The 16,373-nt window shown below is 28.5% G+C and carries 13 protein-coding genes; 1 reads left to right on the top strand and 12 read right to left on the bottom strand.

What is annotated here, in order from left to right; translation table 11 throughout:
* Positions 1 to 12: 12 nt before the first annotated feature.
* The 8 genes from I4U66_RS05105 to I4U66_RS05140 form a co-directional block, all read right to left on the bottom strand.
* Positions 13 to 945, bottom strand: coding sequence for an ABC transporter ATP-binding protein (locus I4U66_RS05105; RefSeq protein WP_092922843.1), 933 nt, complete (start codon positions 943 to 945; stop codon positions 13 to 15).
* A 217-nt stretch (positions 946 to 1,162) separates the two neighbouring features.
* Entirely contained in the window at positions 1,163 to 1,807 is a 645-nt protein-coding gene (locus tag I4U66_RS05110) for a response regulator (RefSeq protein ID WP_195928565.1), read from the bottom strand.
* 4 nt (positions 1,808 to 1,811) lie between these two features.
* Positions 1,812 to 2,906 (bottom strand): sensor histidine kinase, encoded by a 1,095-nt coding sequence (locus tag I4U66_RS05115; protein ID WP_195928566.1) that lies wholly within the window; start codon positions 2,904 to 2,906, stop codon positions 1,812 to 1,814.
* 207 nt (positions 2,907 to 3,113) lie between these two features.
* Positions 3,114 to 3,305, bottom strand: a complete 192-nt coding sequence (locus I4U66_RS05120; protein WP_092922834.1) for a (2Fe-2S)-binding protein — start codon at positions 3,303 to 3,305, stop codon at positions 3,114 to 3,116.
* A gap of 244 nt (positions 3,306 to 3,549) precedes the next feature.
* The gene (locus I4U66_RS05125) at positions 3,550 to 4,503 is read right to left on the bottom strand and encodes a TDT family transporter (RefSeq protein ID WP_195928567.1); all 954 of its coding nucleotides are present in this window, start codon (positions 4,501 to 4,503) and stop codon (positions 3,550 to 3,552) included.
* Positions 4,504 to 4,521: 18 nt separating this feature from the next.
* A complete protein-coding gene (locus tag I4U66_RS05130) occupies positions 4,522 to 4,977 on the bottom strand; it encodes a C-GCAxxG-C-C family protein (protein WP_092922828.1) in 456 nt (151 codons plus the stop codon).
* Between the two features lie 429 nt (positions 4,978 to 5,406).
* Positions 5,407 to 7,908: a heavy metal translocating P-type ATPase gene (locus I4U66_RS05135; RefSeq protein ID WP_195928568.1), complete on the bottom strand. Its 2,502-nt coding sequence runs from the start codon at positions 7,906 to 7,908 to the stop codon at positions 5,407 to 5,409.
* A 436-nt stretch (positions 7,909 to 8,344) separates the two neighbouring features.
* Positions 8,345 to 10,105 (bottom strand): 1-deoxy-D-xylulose-5-phosphate synthase, encoded by a 1,761-nt coding sequence (locus I4U66_RS05140; RefSeq protein WP_195928569.1) that lies wholly within the window; start codon positions 10,103 to 10,105, stop codon positions 8,345 to 8,347.
* 170 nt (positions 10,106 to 10,275) lie between these two features.
* On the opposite strand from I4U66_RS05140, the gene I4U66_RS05145 reads away from it, so the two are divergent.
* Positions 10,276 to 10,650 (top strand): MerR family transcriptional regulator, encoded by a 375-nt coding sequence (locus I4U66_RS05145; protein ID WP_092922819.1) that lies wholly within the window; start codon positions 10,276 to 10,278, stop codon positions 10,648 to 10,650.
* Positions 10,651 to 10,784: 134 nt separating this feature from the next.
* Here the strand turns inward: I4U66_RS05145 and I4U66_RS05150 are convergent, their stop codons facing one another.
* From I4U66_RS05150 to I4U66_RS05165, 4 genes are all read right to left on the bottom strand, one after another.
* The gene (locus I4U66_RS05150) at positions 10,785 to 11,369 is read right to left on the bottom strand and encodes a helix-turn-helix domain-containing protein (RefSeq protein ID WP_195928570.1); all 585 of its coding nucleotides are present in this window, start codon (positions 11,367 to 11,369) and stop codon (positions 10,785 to 10,787) included.
* 221 nt (positions 11,370 to 11,590) lie between these two features.
* The gene (locus I4U66_RS05155; protein WP_166504794.1) at positions 11,591 to 13,360 is read right to left on the bottom strand and encodes a glycoside hydrolase family 3 protein; all 1,770 of its coding nucleotides are present in this window, start codon (positions 13,358 to 13,360) and stop codon (positions 11,591 to 11,593) included.
* A gap of 56 nt (positions 13,361 to 13,416) precedes the next feature.
* The gene (locus I4U66_RS05160; protein WP_092922810.1) at positions 13,417 to 14,256 is read right to left on the bottom strand and encodes an HAD family hydrolase; all 840 of its coding nucleotides are present in this window, start codon (positions 14,254 to 14,256) and stop codon (positions 13,417 to 13,419) included.
* Between the two features lie 263 nt (positions 14,257 to 14,519).
* Positions 14,520 to 15,911, bottom strand: a complete 1,392-nt coding sequence (locus I4U66_RS05165) for an MFS transporter (protein ID WP_092922807.1) — start codon at positions 15,909 to 15,911, stop codon at positions 14,520 to 14,522.
* Positions 15,912 to 16,373: the final 462 nt, after the last annotated feature.

The following is a 16,373-nucleotide window of genomic DNA, read 5'->3' on the forward strand; positions in this document are numbered from 1 at the left end:
TTTTCCTCCTCCTTAATCTCTAAGCTTTCTTCCTGTGAGATTTAAGAACACATCTTCAAGTGTTAGTGCCTTACTTTTTATATCTAAAATTTTAATGGATTTACTACTTATATAAAGTATGAACTCATTTAAACCATTAATTTCTCTATCTATACTTACAATAATTTTATTGTCTTTAAATTCAACACTATCTATTCCTTTTATATCCATTAACTCTTTTTCATTTATTTCTGTAATATCATTAACCATTACTTCAAACTTGTTTTTATCTGTAATAATTGATTTTAAGCTTTCCTTACTTCCACTTGCTATGACCTTCCCTTTATCAATTATTGCGATATTATTGCAAATAGCTTCTACTTCTTCCATATAATGTGTTGTGTATATTATTGTGCATCCGTTTTTATTTAGAAATTTTATAGATTTCATTATATGATTTCTGGATTGTGGATCTATTCCAACAGTTGGTTCATCTAAGATTAATAACTCTGGATTGTGTACTATTCCACAAGCAATGTTTAATCTTCTTTTCATTCCTCCTGAAAAAGTCTTGCTTAACTTTTTAGTGTCTTCTAATCCTACAAATTCCAAAGCTTTTAATGCTTTTTCTTTTAAGTCTTTTCCTCTTAGCCCATATAGGCTACCAAAAAACATTGTATTTTCTAATGCTGTCATATCTTCAAATATAGCTAAGTCTTGAGGAACTATCCCAAGCTTACCTCTTATGTTAGCATCACTCCTTCTTAACTCTTCATTACATATTTTTATACTTCCCCTATCTTTTTCTAGTAGTTGGCAAAGTATATTTATTGTTGTACTTTTTCCAGCTCCATTTGGTCCAAGCAGGCCAAATATATCCCCCTTTTCTATATATAGATTTAAATTTTCTATAGCATTTACATCCCCAAAACGTTTATATAAGCCACTTATCTCAATATATTTCATAAATATCACTCCCATTTATTTACATTAGTTTATATTTTAATTATATTAAAGATATATAAATTCCTTAAGTGCACATAGTCATTGATTAACCATGACTAAAGTCATAAATTTCATGATTATCAAATAACCTTAATCATTTACTAATTTCATTTAAAATAATTCCTTGTTAAATAAAAAAGAAAACCTAAGTGGTTTTCCTTCAAAATCAATTATGTAATTAGTGTATTTTACTATTTAAATACTCTATAGCTATCTGTGTCCTATGTTTCAAATCCATTTTAGACAGAATAGATGTTATATGATTTTTTATGGTTCCTTCAGATAAAAAAAGCTTATTTGCAATTTCTTTATTTGATAAGCCTTTTGATATAAGTCTTACTATGTCTTTTTCTCTATCTGTTAACCCATAAATATTTAAACCCTCATCATCTGACTTATCATTTTTATTACTACTACCCACTATCAATTTTGACACTATATCAGACTCAAACACACCATTTCCAAGATAAACAGATTTTATCCCACTTATGATTTTCTCTGGCTTACTACTCTTTAGCAGATATCCACTAGTCTTATGCTTTATAGCACTACTTATTAGTTTTTCTTCATCAAAAGTTGTAAGTATTAATACCTTAACCTTTATATTCCTCTTGCTAATTTCCTCTAGCACTTCTGCACCATCCATCACTGGCATTCTCATATCTAAAAGTACTACATCTACTTCATTTTCACTTAAAAAATCTATACATTCTTTCCCATTTTCCAAAGCTTTAACTACTTCAATTTCATTATCTATCCCTATTATTATTTTTAGACTTTCTCTTATTAAAACATCATCATCTACTATAATTAATTTTATCATTTTCTCACCTTTTAAGTATTATTAGGTTTGAAAATCCATCTTCATTATTAAAATAAATATCTCCACCTAAATTGATGATTCTCTCTTCAATCCCTAATAACCCCATTCCTTTTTTTATTTCACCCTGATAACAACCATTATCTTTTATATGTAATCTTATAATTTTATTTAATACGCTAATGTCAATGTTAATTAATTCCCCATTGGAATATTTCATGCTGTTTGTCAATATTTCACTACAACATTCTATTATAGCTTTCCAATAAACTAAATTTATCTCATTTAAATCTCCCTCTATATTTAATTTAGTATTTATATTAGATTTATTAGAAAAATCCTCTAACATTAACCTTAGATTATTTATATTAACTTGCGATTGATCTGGCTTTATTCTTCTTAAAGTTTGCCTTATATCATCCATACCATTTCTTAAGTTTGTAATTATACTTTCTAGCATTTCATTGCCTTTTTCTTTATCATTTACAATTACTATTTTTAAAGCTTCTAGCTGCATTATACTCCCTGCCAAAGTATGTCCTATCTTATCGTGAAGTTTTTGAGATATCATATTTCTTTCTTCGATTTTTACAACTTCAACATTTTGATGTCTTATACGATTTTCTTTTTTTCTTCTTTCTTCAATGTTATAGTTTTTCTCTTTTAAATCATAGTTAATTTTTTCTATTTTCAAGATTTTTTGTTCATATCTCATAATTTCATAAGTAAAAATACTAGCAATTATTCCTATAAATATATCATTATAATTTAATCCTATCTTTATAGATAACATTATATATACAAAAAGTAAAATATACCTACATTTATAGCCTTTAACTTGTATATATTCAGTTATCATATATGTCAAAATCACTAAAGATGGAGGATAAAGGTAGGTTACTATAATCATATATAAAATATTTCCTAATAGTATTTTTTTATTTTTAAGTTTGATTATGTATAGCATATAAACTGATAAGCTTATGCTAATTAAAGCTATACATATTGGATAACTTACTTTGTCGAAGTATATATCATTTTCCATACCATATAAAAATATATTTACTGCCAAAATAATGTTTACAATTATTCTAAGTATCATTATTATTCTCCCAATATAAAATTTAAAGCTATGATTTAATTAGCTTTAAGCCCCCCACTTTAATCCTATTTAAACTTTATTCAATTACTTAATTGTGTTCTTTTCAATCATATCACATAAATTATATATTATTTAATACTTAAAAACTAATATAATTTTTTTGTAAAATAAAAACCATATTGAATCTTTCATCAATATGGCCAATTATTACTTTATATAAAGTCTATTTAAAAGTACTTTTAAAATCATTAACTCTGCTTTATCTTTGCATCTACCACAGGCTCTTCCTACATTTGTTTCTTTAACTATCTCTTCAACACTTGTGCATCCATTTTCTTTAGCTTTTATTATATCTTCAATAGTCACATTGCAGCAACCACATATTCTATCATTATTCATAGTAAAACCTCCCTAGGCTAAAGTATATTTTATTTATACCTAGTAAACACTTAATTAAACTATGGAAATTCTATATTCTTAAATAAATCTTTATTACCTTAAATTTTTATAATATTAAATGTGTTTTTTATTTATTTACTAACATAAAAATGACTATAAATAATCGTTTATTCAAAATCCGCATTATACTCTTTTATATAAAATGGCATATAAAAAACAAGTGTAAAAACTACACTTGCTTTCTTTATACACTTAATCCTTTGTCATCTACTGTTTTAAATTTACTAAATAATAAACAAACAGCTTTAATTACTACATATGCTATAACTAAAGTAGCCACTACACACTGGACATATAATAATATTTCGCATATCCCTTGTAAATTTGAATTTTTATTTCCAAGATATTTTACATATCTTTGAGAAGCTATAACTCCTATAGATAATGGGAATGTCAATGGTGCTAAATGCGGAAGTGATTTTTCCCTTATAAGTTGTGGTAATAATGCATAACTATAAATAATAGATATGTATGTTAATATTGCAAGAATACTTACAAGTATTTGATTTTCCATACTGCTAGTAGCTAAACAACCCGCTAAACATACACTAGCTGGGGCTGTAAATATCATTATTGTAGATCTTGCAGGCCCTTGTAATTTAGAATGTTTTTTTAGTCTATAAATCATAACTGGTGTTATTATTACAAACATAGCTAATGCATAGTAAAATACAATGTCCGAAAGTAAAGGCATATTCATTGGACCGCTGGTAACGGCTCCTACTCCTATTCCTACACTAGGGATAAACCAACCTGGTATCATTTTATCTAATTTAAACTCTTTAAACATTTCTTTAAAGAAAAATATACTTATTATAAAATGTAGAGCTATTGCAAATACCCATGTTCCTTTTCCTATCATATGATTAAAATCATTAAAATAGACAGCTATAACCATAAGTGTCATACAGACAGTAGGATAAACACTTCCTAATACAGGGTGTTTTATTTCTTCTAAAACTACTTTTGGGTGCATAACATACTTTAAAAATATAAGTCCTAAACAAATTACTGAAAATAAAACTGCTATGTGTCTTACCCATAAAATATTAAATCCTGCAAAGGCAGTTCCCAATCCCATAAAACCTAATGATATAGCTGATAATGCTATTGGTATATTCTTAAAATTATCTTTCATAGTAACTAAATCCTTCGACTATTTATTTAATTTATTATCTTCCATTAAAGTTTTTGCTACATATTCGCAAACTTCACCAGTTATTTTTATACAATGTTGTCTTCTTTCTTCTGATACAAATTCAAAATTTCTAGTCATAACCCTACAACAAGTGCTTTTGTAAAGTTCTTTTATGTGGTCATGTAATCCAGATGAACGTTTAAACATATCCTCATTCATAGGCTCTCCATGTTTTCTACCATATACCATTCCTAGGGCCATTACTCCACCACTTACTGCTCCACATAAACATCCAGCTTTACCTATTCCTATAGGAAAACCTGATGCTAGTTTAGTTATATCATCACTAAAAGGATTACCTAAAGCGTCATTTATAGTTTTTACTACTGCTTCAGAACAGTAAAATTCTCCTCTTTCAAAGTATCCTTCGCCTATTTTTCTTATTTCTTTTGCTTTTTGTTCAATATTATTCATAATATCCCTCCTATTTTTTCTGGTTATTATTATAACATTGGAATTTTCCCACGTTAAATAGATATTTTCTATAATTAAGTACTTGAATATAGAAATAATACTTGAATAAGTTTTCCCTATAAAATATTTTTTAAAAATTTATACATAAAAATGAGCTAGATTTTACCCTAGCTCTTGAAAATCCATATATGATTTTATTTTGATATAATCTTACCACTTTGGTATTTATTAATCTTTTACTATATTAAAAATACATTTTATCCTTATGATTATAAAAGTTATAGTTTTTTCATTGACCTTTAAATTTATGGAATCATCTTTTATGGATATTTACGTAAATTCATTTTGTAAAAGAATATTTTGTATTTCATAAGTTAATTTAATGTTCATACTTTATATCTGTCTAATCAACTTATATTAACTAGAATATTATTTATATGCTTTGAATCCTTTAAGTCTAAGTGCATTAGTTATTACAGATACTGAGCTTAAACTCATAGCCGCTGCTGCAAGCATTGGATTTAATAATGGTCCACCAAACATATATAATACACCTGCTGCTACTGGTATTCCTACTGTGTTGTATGCAAATGCCCAGAATAGATTTTGTTTTATATTTTTTATAGTTTCTTTGCTTAATTTTATAGCTGTTGGAACATCCATTAAGTCACTTCTCATTAAAACTATATCAGCAAATTCCATGGCTACATCTGTTCCACTACCTATTGCTATACCTATATCTGCTTGTGCTAACGCTGGAGCGTCATTTATTCCATCTCCCACCATTGCAACGAATTTACCTTGCTGTTGAAGTTTTTTAACTTCATTTGATTTATCTTGTGGTAAAACTTCTGCAAGTACTATATCTATTCCAACTTCTTTTGCTATTGCATCAGCAGTTTTTTTATTATCTCCTGTTACCATAGCAACTTTTATTCCCATGCTGTGAAGTTTATCTATTGCTCTTTTACTACTTTCTTTAACTACATCGGCTACTGCTATTATTCCACCTAATTCATTTTCTAAAGCTATATACATAGGTGTTTTACCTTGCATTGCTAATTCATCTGATTTATTACTTAAATTTCCTAAGCTTATTTTTCTATCATCCATAAGCTTTTTATTTCCAAGTAATACATTTTTATTATCTATAGTTACCTCTATACCATGACCTGGTATAGCTTTGAATTTATCTACTTTCATAAATCCAATATTTTTTTGTTCACCAAATCTTACTATTGCTTCTCCTAATGGATGTTCTGAACCTTTTTCAGCACTTGCTGCTATTTTTAATAAATAATCTTTATCAATATTGTTAGTTACTACTATATCTGTAACTTGAGGTTTACCTTCTGTTATTGTTCCTGTTTTATCAAATATTATAGTATCTATCTTGTGTGCTAACTCTAATGCTTCTCCACCTTTGATTAATATACCATTTTCTGCACCTTTGCCTGTACCTACCATAATCGCTGTAGGTGTTGCAAGTCCTAGTGCACATGGGCAAGCTATTACAAGTACTGATATAAATATTGTAAGTGCAAATTCTACACCTTTTCCTCCAACTGTAAACCAAAGTAATGCTGTTACTACAGCTATTATTATAACTGTTGGTACGAAATATCCAGATACAGTATCTGCTAATTTTGCTATTGGTGCTTTTTTACCTTGTGCATCTTCAACTAATTTTATAATTTGAGATAAAGCTGTATCCGATCCAACTTTTTCTGCTTTAAACTTTATACTACCATTTTTATTTATACTTGCCCCTGTAACTTTATCTCCTACACTTTTCTCTACAGGTATACTTTCACCTGTAAGCATAGATTCATCTACAGAAGTATGTCCTTCTATTACTATACCATCCACTGGTATTTTACTTCCTGGTTTAACTATTATTACATCCCCAACTTCTACTTCTTCTATTGGAGTTTCTATTTCTTTTCCATCTTTTATAACTATTGCTGTTTTAGGCTGAAGCCCCATAAGTTTCTTTATAGCTTCACTTGTTTTTCCTTTTGATCTTGACTCTAAATATTTACCAAGTAATATTAGCGCTATTATTATCCCTGCACTTTCATAATATAATTGGTGATGTTCATGTCCTGCTACCATATTTGTAGTAGCCATTTGAACTGTTGTATATAAACTATATAAAAATGCTGATAATGTTCCTATTGCTACTAGTGAATCCATATTTGGACTTTTATTTATAAGTGCTTTAAATCCATTAGTGTAAAATTTATTTCCCGCTATCATTACTGGTATTACTAGTACTATTTGGATTAAAGCATAGTTTAGAGAATTTGTCATTGGGTTTATAATATCCGGAACTGGCCACGGTCCAATTGGACTTGGTACCATAGGTCCCATTGCTATATAAAATAGCGGTATTGAAAATCCTATTGCCACTAAAAACTTTATAAATAGTGTTTTCATTTCTTTTTCTTTTCTTAATTTATCTTCATCTACATTGTTTGATTTACTATCTATACTTTTTTCTAATACTTTATATCCTGCTTTTTCAATAGTATTTCTTATTTCGGTTAATTTTAGCTTAGATGAATCATAACTTATAGTTGCTTTTTCAGTAGCTACATTTACATTAATACTTTGTATTCCATCCAATTTATTGACCGCTCTCTCTATTGCTTTTGCACAAGAAGCACAAGTCATACCACCTATTTTAAAATCTATTTTGCTATAACTAACATCTTCTAATAAATTGTAACCTGCTTTTTTTACTGCCTTTTGCAATTCTTCAAAGCTAACCTTATTTTTATCGTATTCTATATTAATTTTTTCTGTTGCCATATTTACACTTTGGCTAACTACACCATCTATTTTTTTGATAGCCCTTTCTGCAGCTTTACCACAGGCTGAACATGTCATTCCTGTTACTTTGTAACTTTTTTTTACTATATTACTCATGTTTAATCTCCTTTCATATTTTTATTGACTTTATATATCTATAAGTCTTATTTTTTATTTCAGCCGCTTGAATACTATCTTTTATACCCCCATGGGGTATTTATATTTATAAGTATATCTATTTTTTTTTATTTGTCAATAATTTTAATAAAATATACTCTTAAAGTAATTTTAATTAATTTAGGTACGTACTATACAGTAAAAATTAACGCTATAATTAAATTTTATATCAAATTGATATGAATCCTTATTTAAATTGAGATGGTTCTTTGTTATACAATACCTTATTTATACATAAATTATTTTTACATAAATAAAAACCATATTGATAAATTCATCAATATGGCTCTTATTAGTGAAAGCTACTCCTGTTCTTACCTCTGAATATTCGCAATAATGAGGTTGATTATAGTCTCTCTATAATCAAATTTTAATCTTATTTAAGAGCATCCTTTATATCTGAAATTATTAACTCTTCAGTTAGGTGATAACGCTCATATAATTCTTGTAATGATACACTGTCTGTAAATTCTTTTGTTGCCCCAAAGTTTAATACTTTCATATCTTTATTTGAATAGAACCTTGATATCTTTTCACCAAATCCACCATCAAGTATTCCATCTTCTAATGTTACTACTAATTTATGGTTATCTAATAACTCAGTTAATAATTTTTCATCTATTCCACTTATAAATCTAGGATTTATTAATGTAGCATTTATTCCTGTTGTTTCTTTTAACATCTCTTGTACCCTATTTCCTAAATGGTAGAATGATCCAAGTCCAATAATTGCTACTTCACTTCCTTCTTTAACTTTTTCATAAGTGTTTAATTTATCGAAGTTAGGTTCTACCCTAATACCCGTTGACACTACCTCCATATTAGGAACACGTATTGCAACTGGATGTCTATCTTGCTCTATTCCCCACTCCATCATTGCAATATGCTCTTCTTTATTAGTTGGTGCAAGATATACTATATTTGGTATATTAGATATTAAAGGTATATCAAATAATCCAAGATGAGTTACATCACTATCTGTTATTCCTCCCCAATAAACCATGATAAGTGCAGGATTATTATTTATAGCAAGATCTTGAGATAATTGGTCATAAGTTCTTTGTATAAATGAACTAACAAAAGATGCCACAGGTTTACCACCTTGTGATGCTATACCTGATGCAAGTGCTATTGCATGTTCCTCAGCTATTCCAACATCTATAAATTGATCTTTAAATTCATGTCTAAATGAACCTAAACCAACTGGTCCAGGAGTTGCAGCTGTTATTGCTACGATACTACTATCTTTTCTTGCCTTTTGTGATAAAAATTCGCCTGCAACCTCTGAGTAAGATTCACCTGTACTTTTAAATTTTGTTTCTTTTGTTTCTAAATCAAATGGCATTACCCAATGGAAAGCTTCTTTATTTTCCTCTGAATCTTTATATCCCTTTCCTTTGATAGTATGCATATGAACTACCACTGGATGATTTGTGTCTTTAACTTTTGAGAATGTTTCAATTAAAGACTCAATATTATTTCCATCTTTAATATAATGATAATCAAATCCTAATACTTTAAAAAAGTTATTTTCTGATTTTCCATTAGTATCACGAAGTAAAGCTAAGTTTTGATAAAGACCTCCGTGATTTTCAGCTATAGACATATCATTATCATTAACTACTATTATTATATTTTTTCCTGATGCTGCTGCATTATTCAATCCTTCATAAGCTTCTCCACCACTTAAAGAACCATCACCTATAACTGCTATAATATTTTCATTACCGCCTTTTAAATCACGAGCCTTTGCTAATCCACATGCTAAACTAACTGAAGTTGATGTATGTCCAATTGTAAAGAAGTCATGTTCACTTTCTTGAGGTGAAGTATATCCTGTAACGCTGTTGTATTTATCTGGATTTATAAATGCATTCTTTCTTCCCGTCAAAATTTTATGTGTATATGATTGATGAGAAACATCATAAACTATCTTATCTATAGGTGAGTTAAATACATAGTGTAGCGCTATAGTTGCTTCAACCATCCCTAAGTTAGGACCAAAGTGACCACCTGTTGTACTTACTTTTTTTATTAAAATTTCCCTTATTTCATCGGCTAATACTTTTAAATCATTACTACAAAGTCCTTTTAAGTCTTTTGGTCCATCGATTTTATTTAAAACATTTAATATCATATTAATTCCTCCTAGATGCTAGTCTTTAAAGTAATTTTCGTTGTTTTAATAAGTATACCCCTTAGAGTAAACTCTAAGTCAATAAGTATTTTTTAGTTTATCTATTTTGATTTTGCTTACAATTAACTATAAAGGTATAATATATTATCATATATTTTAGGAGGCTATATATGTCATATACTATTAAAGAAGTAGCACAAAAATATAACTTGTCACCTCATACACTTCGATACTATGAAAAAGAAGGGTTACTTCCTTTTATTGAACGTAATGAACAAGGCAATAGAATATTTAAAGATACAGATTTGGAGTGGCTTAATCTAATATGCTGTTTAAGAAATACTCATATGCCTATTTCTAAAATTAAAGAATATGTTAATTTATGTATAGAAGGTCCAGATACTATATGCCAACGTGAAGATATACTTTTAAAACATAAAAAATATATCGAAGATGAGATAAAAAATTTTAATTCTTCTCTTAAAATTGTCAATAATAAGATAAACTTTTATATTAAAGAACAAAAATCTAACATATGTAAATAATTAAAATTTATATAGTATTTTTCTACTATTATTTTCTTATAAAAAAACCTACCATCAATAAATCGATAGTAGGTTTTATCTTTAAAATTAATATATCTATATAAATAGATTTGTTTTTATAACTAATCTTTTCTCTATACTATTTGGTAAAATAGTCCGTGTTCTGTGCAATAAAAATATAACTTTCCACGTCCATTTTGATTTAACCTAAACTGCATATTCCACTCTGGATATTGTTTTACAATCTGAACTCTATCTCCTTTTACATGTGCTACAAAAGAAATATAATGTTCCTTCTTCATTTCATGTTCTGATGTAATAAATAACTCATTTTCTATATTTTCTACATTAAGTCTATGTCCATCTTCTACTTTTTTTGCAATTGATGGTTCTATTTTCTTACCACAACAAGATATAGATGCTTCACCTGTTGTTGTTATTAAATTTCCACATTTATCACATATATAAAATCTTATATTTTTCATATTTCCTCCTTCTAATTCGTTTAAATTTATTTCTCCTGATAGAATTCCTTCTATACTCACACCAAATATATCTGATAACTTTAAAAGTAAAGAAATATCCGGACAACCTAATCCTCGTTCCCATTTACTTATTGTTTTATCACTTATATTCATTAATTCGGCAATTTGTTTTTGTGTCATGTTTTTTTCTTTTCTTAGTTCATATATTAATTTGCCAACTTTCTTACAATCCATCAGTTTCACCTCTTGTTAATAATTTAAACTATTAGAGAAAATCTTTCAATAAACTAATCGTAGAGTTTGTATTATGTTATTTTATTTTATATTATTTATTTTACATCATTTAACTATATCCATTAATCATTATAAAAAGTTTTGTAATATATTAAAAATAGTTGTAGTTAAATACAATATTTAACTACAACTATTAGTATTTGATTATTTATATTTATAAATTAATATTGTGTATCTAATAATCCACAGTACGCATCTACTGAGCTTACACCGACAAATTCTGATCTACCTAACATCTTTTCAACTAATGCTTTTATAGTGTATTCTTTATTATCATAAGTGTTTATATAAGTTTTTACTTGAGGTACATCAGCTAAATGGAATGGACATTGTACTGACACAAATATTGTTGGTATTTCATTTACATAAAATGGTATATCAGGAGTACCTTTACTCATTGGCCATTGTATACGTTGGTCTGTTCCTGGTCCAATATCTGCTATGTTTATTATTAAATCATATTTGCTAGTTAACTCAGATATAGGACGCTTTCCTGAGTAAATATCCATCATTGATTTCATCATCTCTTCTGGTGGTAACTTCATTGCTTTTTCCATTGGAGATTCATATATTTCAACTACAAATCCTTCTGCTTCTAATAACTCTTTCATTAACTCGATTGCATTTTTACCTTTTCCACCCATCATAGCCATTAGTTTTCCAAATCCACCGTCATGACCTTTAGGCTCTACAAGTAATACGCGTTTTTGATTTTCTGGAGATATAGGGAATATATCTTCTTTATTCTTAACTAATGTTATAGCTTTATCTGCTATTTCTAAAGCAGGTATTTTATTTTCTTCTAATCCTATTTTAGCCATAGCTTCTTCTTTTGGTTGTAGTATTTCTGTTTTAGCTTTTTTATGTAATCCTAAAGCAGCTTTTAATCCTAATATACGAGTTAATGCTTCTTCAAGACGCTCATCAGTTATTATTCCATTCTTATAACCATCCATCATCCACTTGAAGTCCTCATCTGGATCATTGAAGAATAGGAATAAATCACTACCTGCCGCTATAGCTGTTGGTAACATTTCACTACGCTTCATTGCCGATGTCATAGCTACCATATGGCTTGCATCTGTTACTATTACTCCATTGAATCCCATTTTTTTACGTAATAAATCTGTTAATATATATTTACTTAATGTGGCTGGCATAGTTAATTCTTCAATAGTTGCTTCTGGATTAAAGTAACGTACATATTCAGGTAAAGCTATATGTCCTGCCATTATTGATGGAAGACCTGCATCTATTAATCCTCCGTATACCTTTCCAAATGTAGCATCCCATTCGTCTACTGAAAGCCAGTTTGGAGCAAATGATAAATGTTGATCACGTTCATCAATTCCATCTCCAGGGAAATGCTTCGCCGCAGGCATAATACCACTTTCCATTATTCCTCTCATGTACTCTAAAGAAAATTCTAATACTTGCTCTGCACTAGATGAATAACAACGAGAAGATATTATTGGATTTCTCCAGTTTCTATTTATATCAACTACTGGTGCAAAGCTCCAGTTACATCCTATTGCTGCTGCTTCCACACCAGAAACACGCCCCATTTCATAAGCATATTTAGGGTCATTTGTTGCTCCTATCTTAACTTGGCTTCCTACATATGTCCCATCTGTACATGCTCCATTACCACCATTTTCAGTATTTGCAGCTATTAATAGTGGTATTTTACTATTTTCTTGTAATATTTTATTTTGATCATATACATCTTCAGCTTTACCTGGATTGTATCTAACTGCCCCTATATGATAATTATTTAAAACACCTTTTAAGTATTGTTCATCACGGCTTGCACCCATATTTACAAATAGTTGACCTATTTTTTCTTCTATTGTCATATTTGCAATTGTGTCTTTTACCCATTGTATAGATTGTTCATCAAGATTATAAGGTTTTGATTTTAAATTTAACATATAATTATTCCCCCTATTGTATTTATTATGGATGTTTTTTATTACAAATATTTTTATTATTTTAATGAATCATTAAATTCCTTTATTAATTGATTTTGATAAGCTTCATCAAATGTACCATTCATTAATTTAGGAACTACTTCATTTACTAATCTTTTCCAAGAATAACCTTCCTTATTTACTAATATAGGATAGAAATTTACATTATTATTTTTAGCAGCTTGTAAATCTCCTGGTGCATCTCCTACCATTAATATTTTCTTCTCATCATATCCTTTTTTCTTAAGCTCAGATATACAATATTGTTTTGTTCCAGCTTCTTGCCCTAGTAGTGCTTTAAGATGCCTAACAAAATTATGTCTATTCCACTCATCATCTAAAGCTTCTCCATTTGCTGATGATACTACTGCAACATCTACTAACTTAGATAATGTTTCTAATCCTTCTTTTACATTTTCAAATGGTTCATCACCCTTTGGTAATTGTTCTATAGATTTGTTTACATTTAAAGACCATTCATATGCCATTTTTAAGGCCTTACTATTAGTCTTTTCTATTTCTCTTTCTAAGGATTTGTTTGATAATTCATTTGTAGTCTCAACCCAATTTACAAGACTATCAAGGTCATCTATTTCTATACCTTCGTTGCTTATGATTTTAAAGGTTTCAGCTAAACCTTTAAATCTGTTTATACCCCTAGTTTTTGTATAAAGATTTATGTCATACCAAAGGTTTAATATATAATCTTCTTTTTCATATAAGTTCCATGTTTTTATCATCTCTGGTGCAAAACATCTTCTATGCTTTATTTCCATAGTATTCATTGCACATCCATCAGAGTCAATACATATTAAAAATTCTTGTGTCTTTTCATACTTATCAAATATATTCGCCATAATATCCTCCATTAGTAAGCAATTATATAGCTCTTTCCTTTATACTAGTATACTAACATACGCAATAATTAAAGGCAATCGTTTTTCAATTCATTTCTACAAAAATTTTGCTTTTTAAAGTTAATAAAAAATAAATTGATAAAATTCTAATACCTAATATAATTTAGCCTATAAACTATAAGCCCTTGTACATACAAGGGCTAATTAAGTATTTATATCTGTTTTGCTTAATTTTCTTATAATTTTATAGTAATTTCCTATATTTATCCCCTTCTAAGTTCTAACTCCTTTGTCATTTCTGCTAATTTAGTTTTTGATAAGTTATACACAAATGTCATAGCTATAGTTGAAATTAAAGCTGATACGAAAGGTAGTATTGTTATTATGTATTTTATCCCTTGAGCAACTTCTGGTGTTTGTGTTGCTACCCCTGCTTTGTATCCAATGAAAGTAAGCGCAAATCCACCTATTCCACCAGCTATAGCTTGACCTAGCTTTCTAACTAAAGAGTAAGATGCATAAACAATACCTTCTTCTCTCTTACCAGTTATATATTCTTGATAATCTATTGCATCACCTACTAATGCCCAAATTAATACATTGAAGAACCCAGTTCCTATAGATGCTATAAAGTTTATAGCCATATACACATATGGACTTTTTATAGGCATTAAGAATAATGCTAAGTTTGCTGCTACAGCAATTAACATAGTTCCTACTGAAAGCTCCTTCTTTCCAAACTTATTAACAAGTGGTGATAAGAATGGTAATATTAAAAATGATGAAATCATTCCAATTACACCACCAAGAGATATTAGTTCTGGTGCTTTAAAATAATCTTTATATAAGTATGGTGTTAAAGCATTAACTGCCATCATAGATGCTAACATACCAAATGAAGCTAACATTAACCCTATTAAAGCTCTATTACTTAGTAAAGTTTTAACTGTTTTTATAAAACTTGACTTTTCTTTTGTTTCTTGAACTTTATGCTTAACACGCTCTGTTGTTAATTTAAATGCCCCAAAATAACATAAATTAGAAAATACTACAAAGACAGCCGAAGCTTTCATAAACCCACCTGCTGTGGCCACACCATCACTAAATACTAATTTAGGTACTATAATCATTATTGCTAAATTTGCAACTAATGCCCCTATTGATCTAAACGTAGATAAAGATGTTCTTTCCACTGGATCTGTTGTCATTACTGATGCCAATGACCCGTAAGGTATGTTTATAGCTGTATAACACATACCAAAACCTATATAAGTTACATATGCATATACTAACTTTAAATTATCTGGTATTCCAGGTATAGCTGTAAATGTTAAAAATCCCATAATTGTTACAGGTAATGCTCCGTATAATAAATAAGGTCTAAACTTACCATTTTTACCAACTTTTCTTCTATCTACAAATGTCCCCATCATTGGATCATTTATTGCATCCCATATTCTAGCAACTACTAACATAGTCCCTACTGCCCCTGCAGTTATTCCTAATACATCCGTATAGAAAAGCATTAAATATCCACTTACAAATTGGAAGAATAAGTCATTTCCTAAATCCCCTAACATATATCCTATCTTGTCTTGCATACCAAAAGGTTTTACTACATCCTGCTTTAGAACTTTCTCTGTTGATATTTCCATTTCCCCACTCCTTAGAACATATTATTATTCTTTTTTCCTTATAATATTTCAAATACCCATCATGTTTTATACTAGTATACTAATACTTTTAAAATGAATTGGCAGCCTTTTTAATTATTAATTATTAATTATTAATTATTAATTATTAATTATTAATTATTACTAAGTACAATTTAGTATGTAATTTGAAATATCTGATTTGGACTTAGTCATTATCCGTATAATTACCTTTGTTATTTTTTTATCTATCCAAGTCCTTCGCATTTATACTAGTATACTAACACACTTTTTGTTTTTTTTGCAACCGTTTTCTAGAAATTTATCAAGTTTTGTCACGTTTTTTTAGCTTTAATATTTTATATCACTCTGATATTAATTATTTATTTAATCATTCACCTATATATTTAAAACAAAACCATTAATGTGGTGTGCCTTTTTCATAAAATTATTTGAAAATATATT

It is taken from the genome of Romboutsia sp. D33t1_170424_H2 (assembly GCF_015669105.1).
GTDB classification, from domain to species: domain Bacteria; phylum Bacillota; class Clostridia; order Peptostreptococcales; family Peptostreptococcaceae; genus Romboutsia_C; species Romboutsia_C hominis.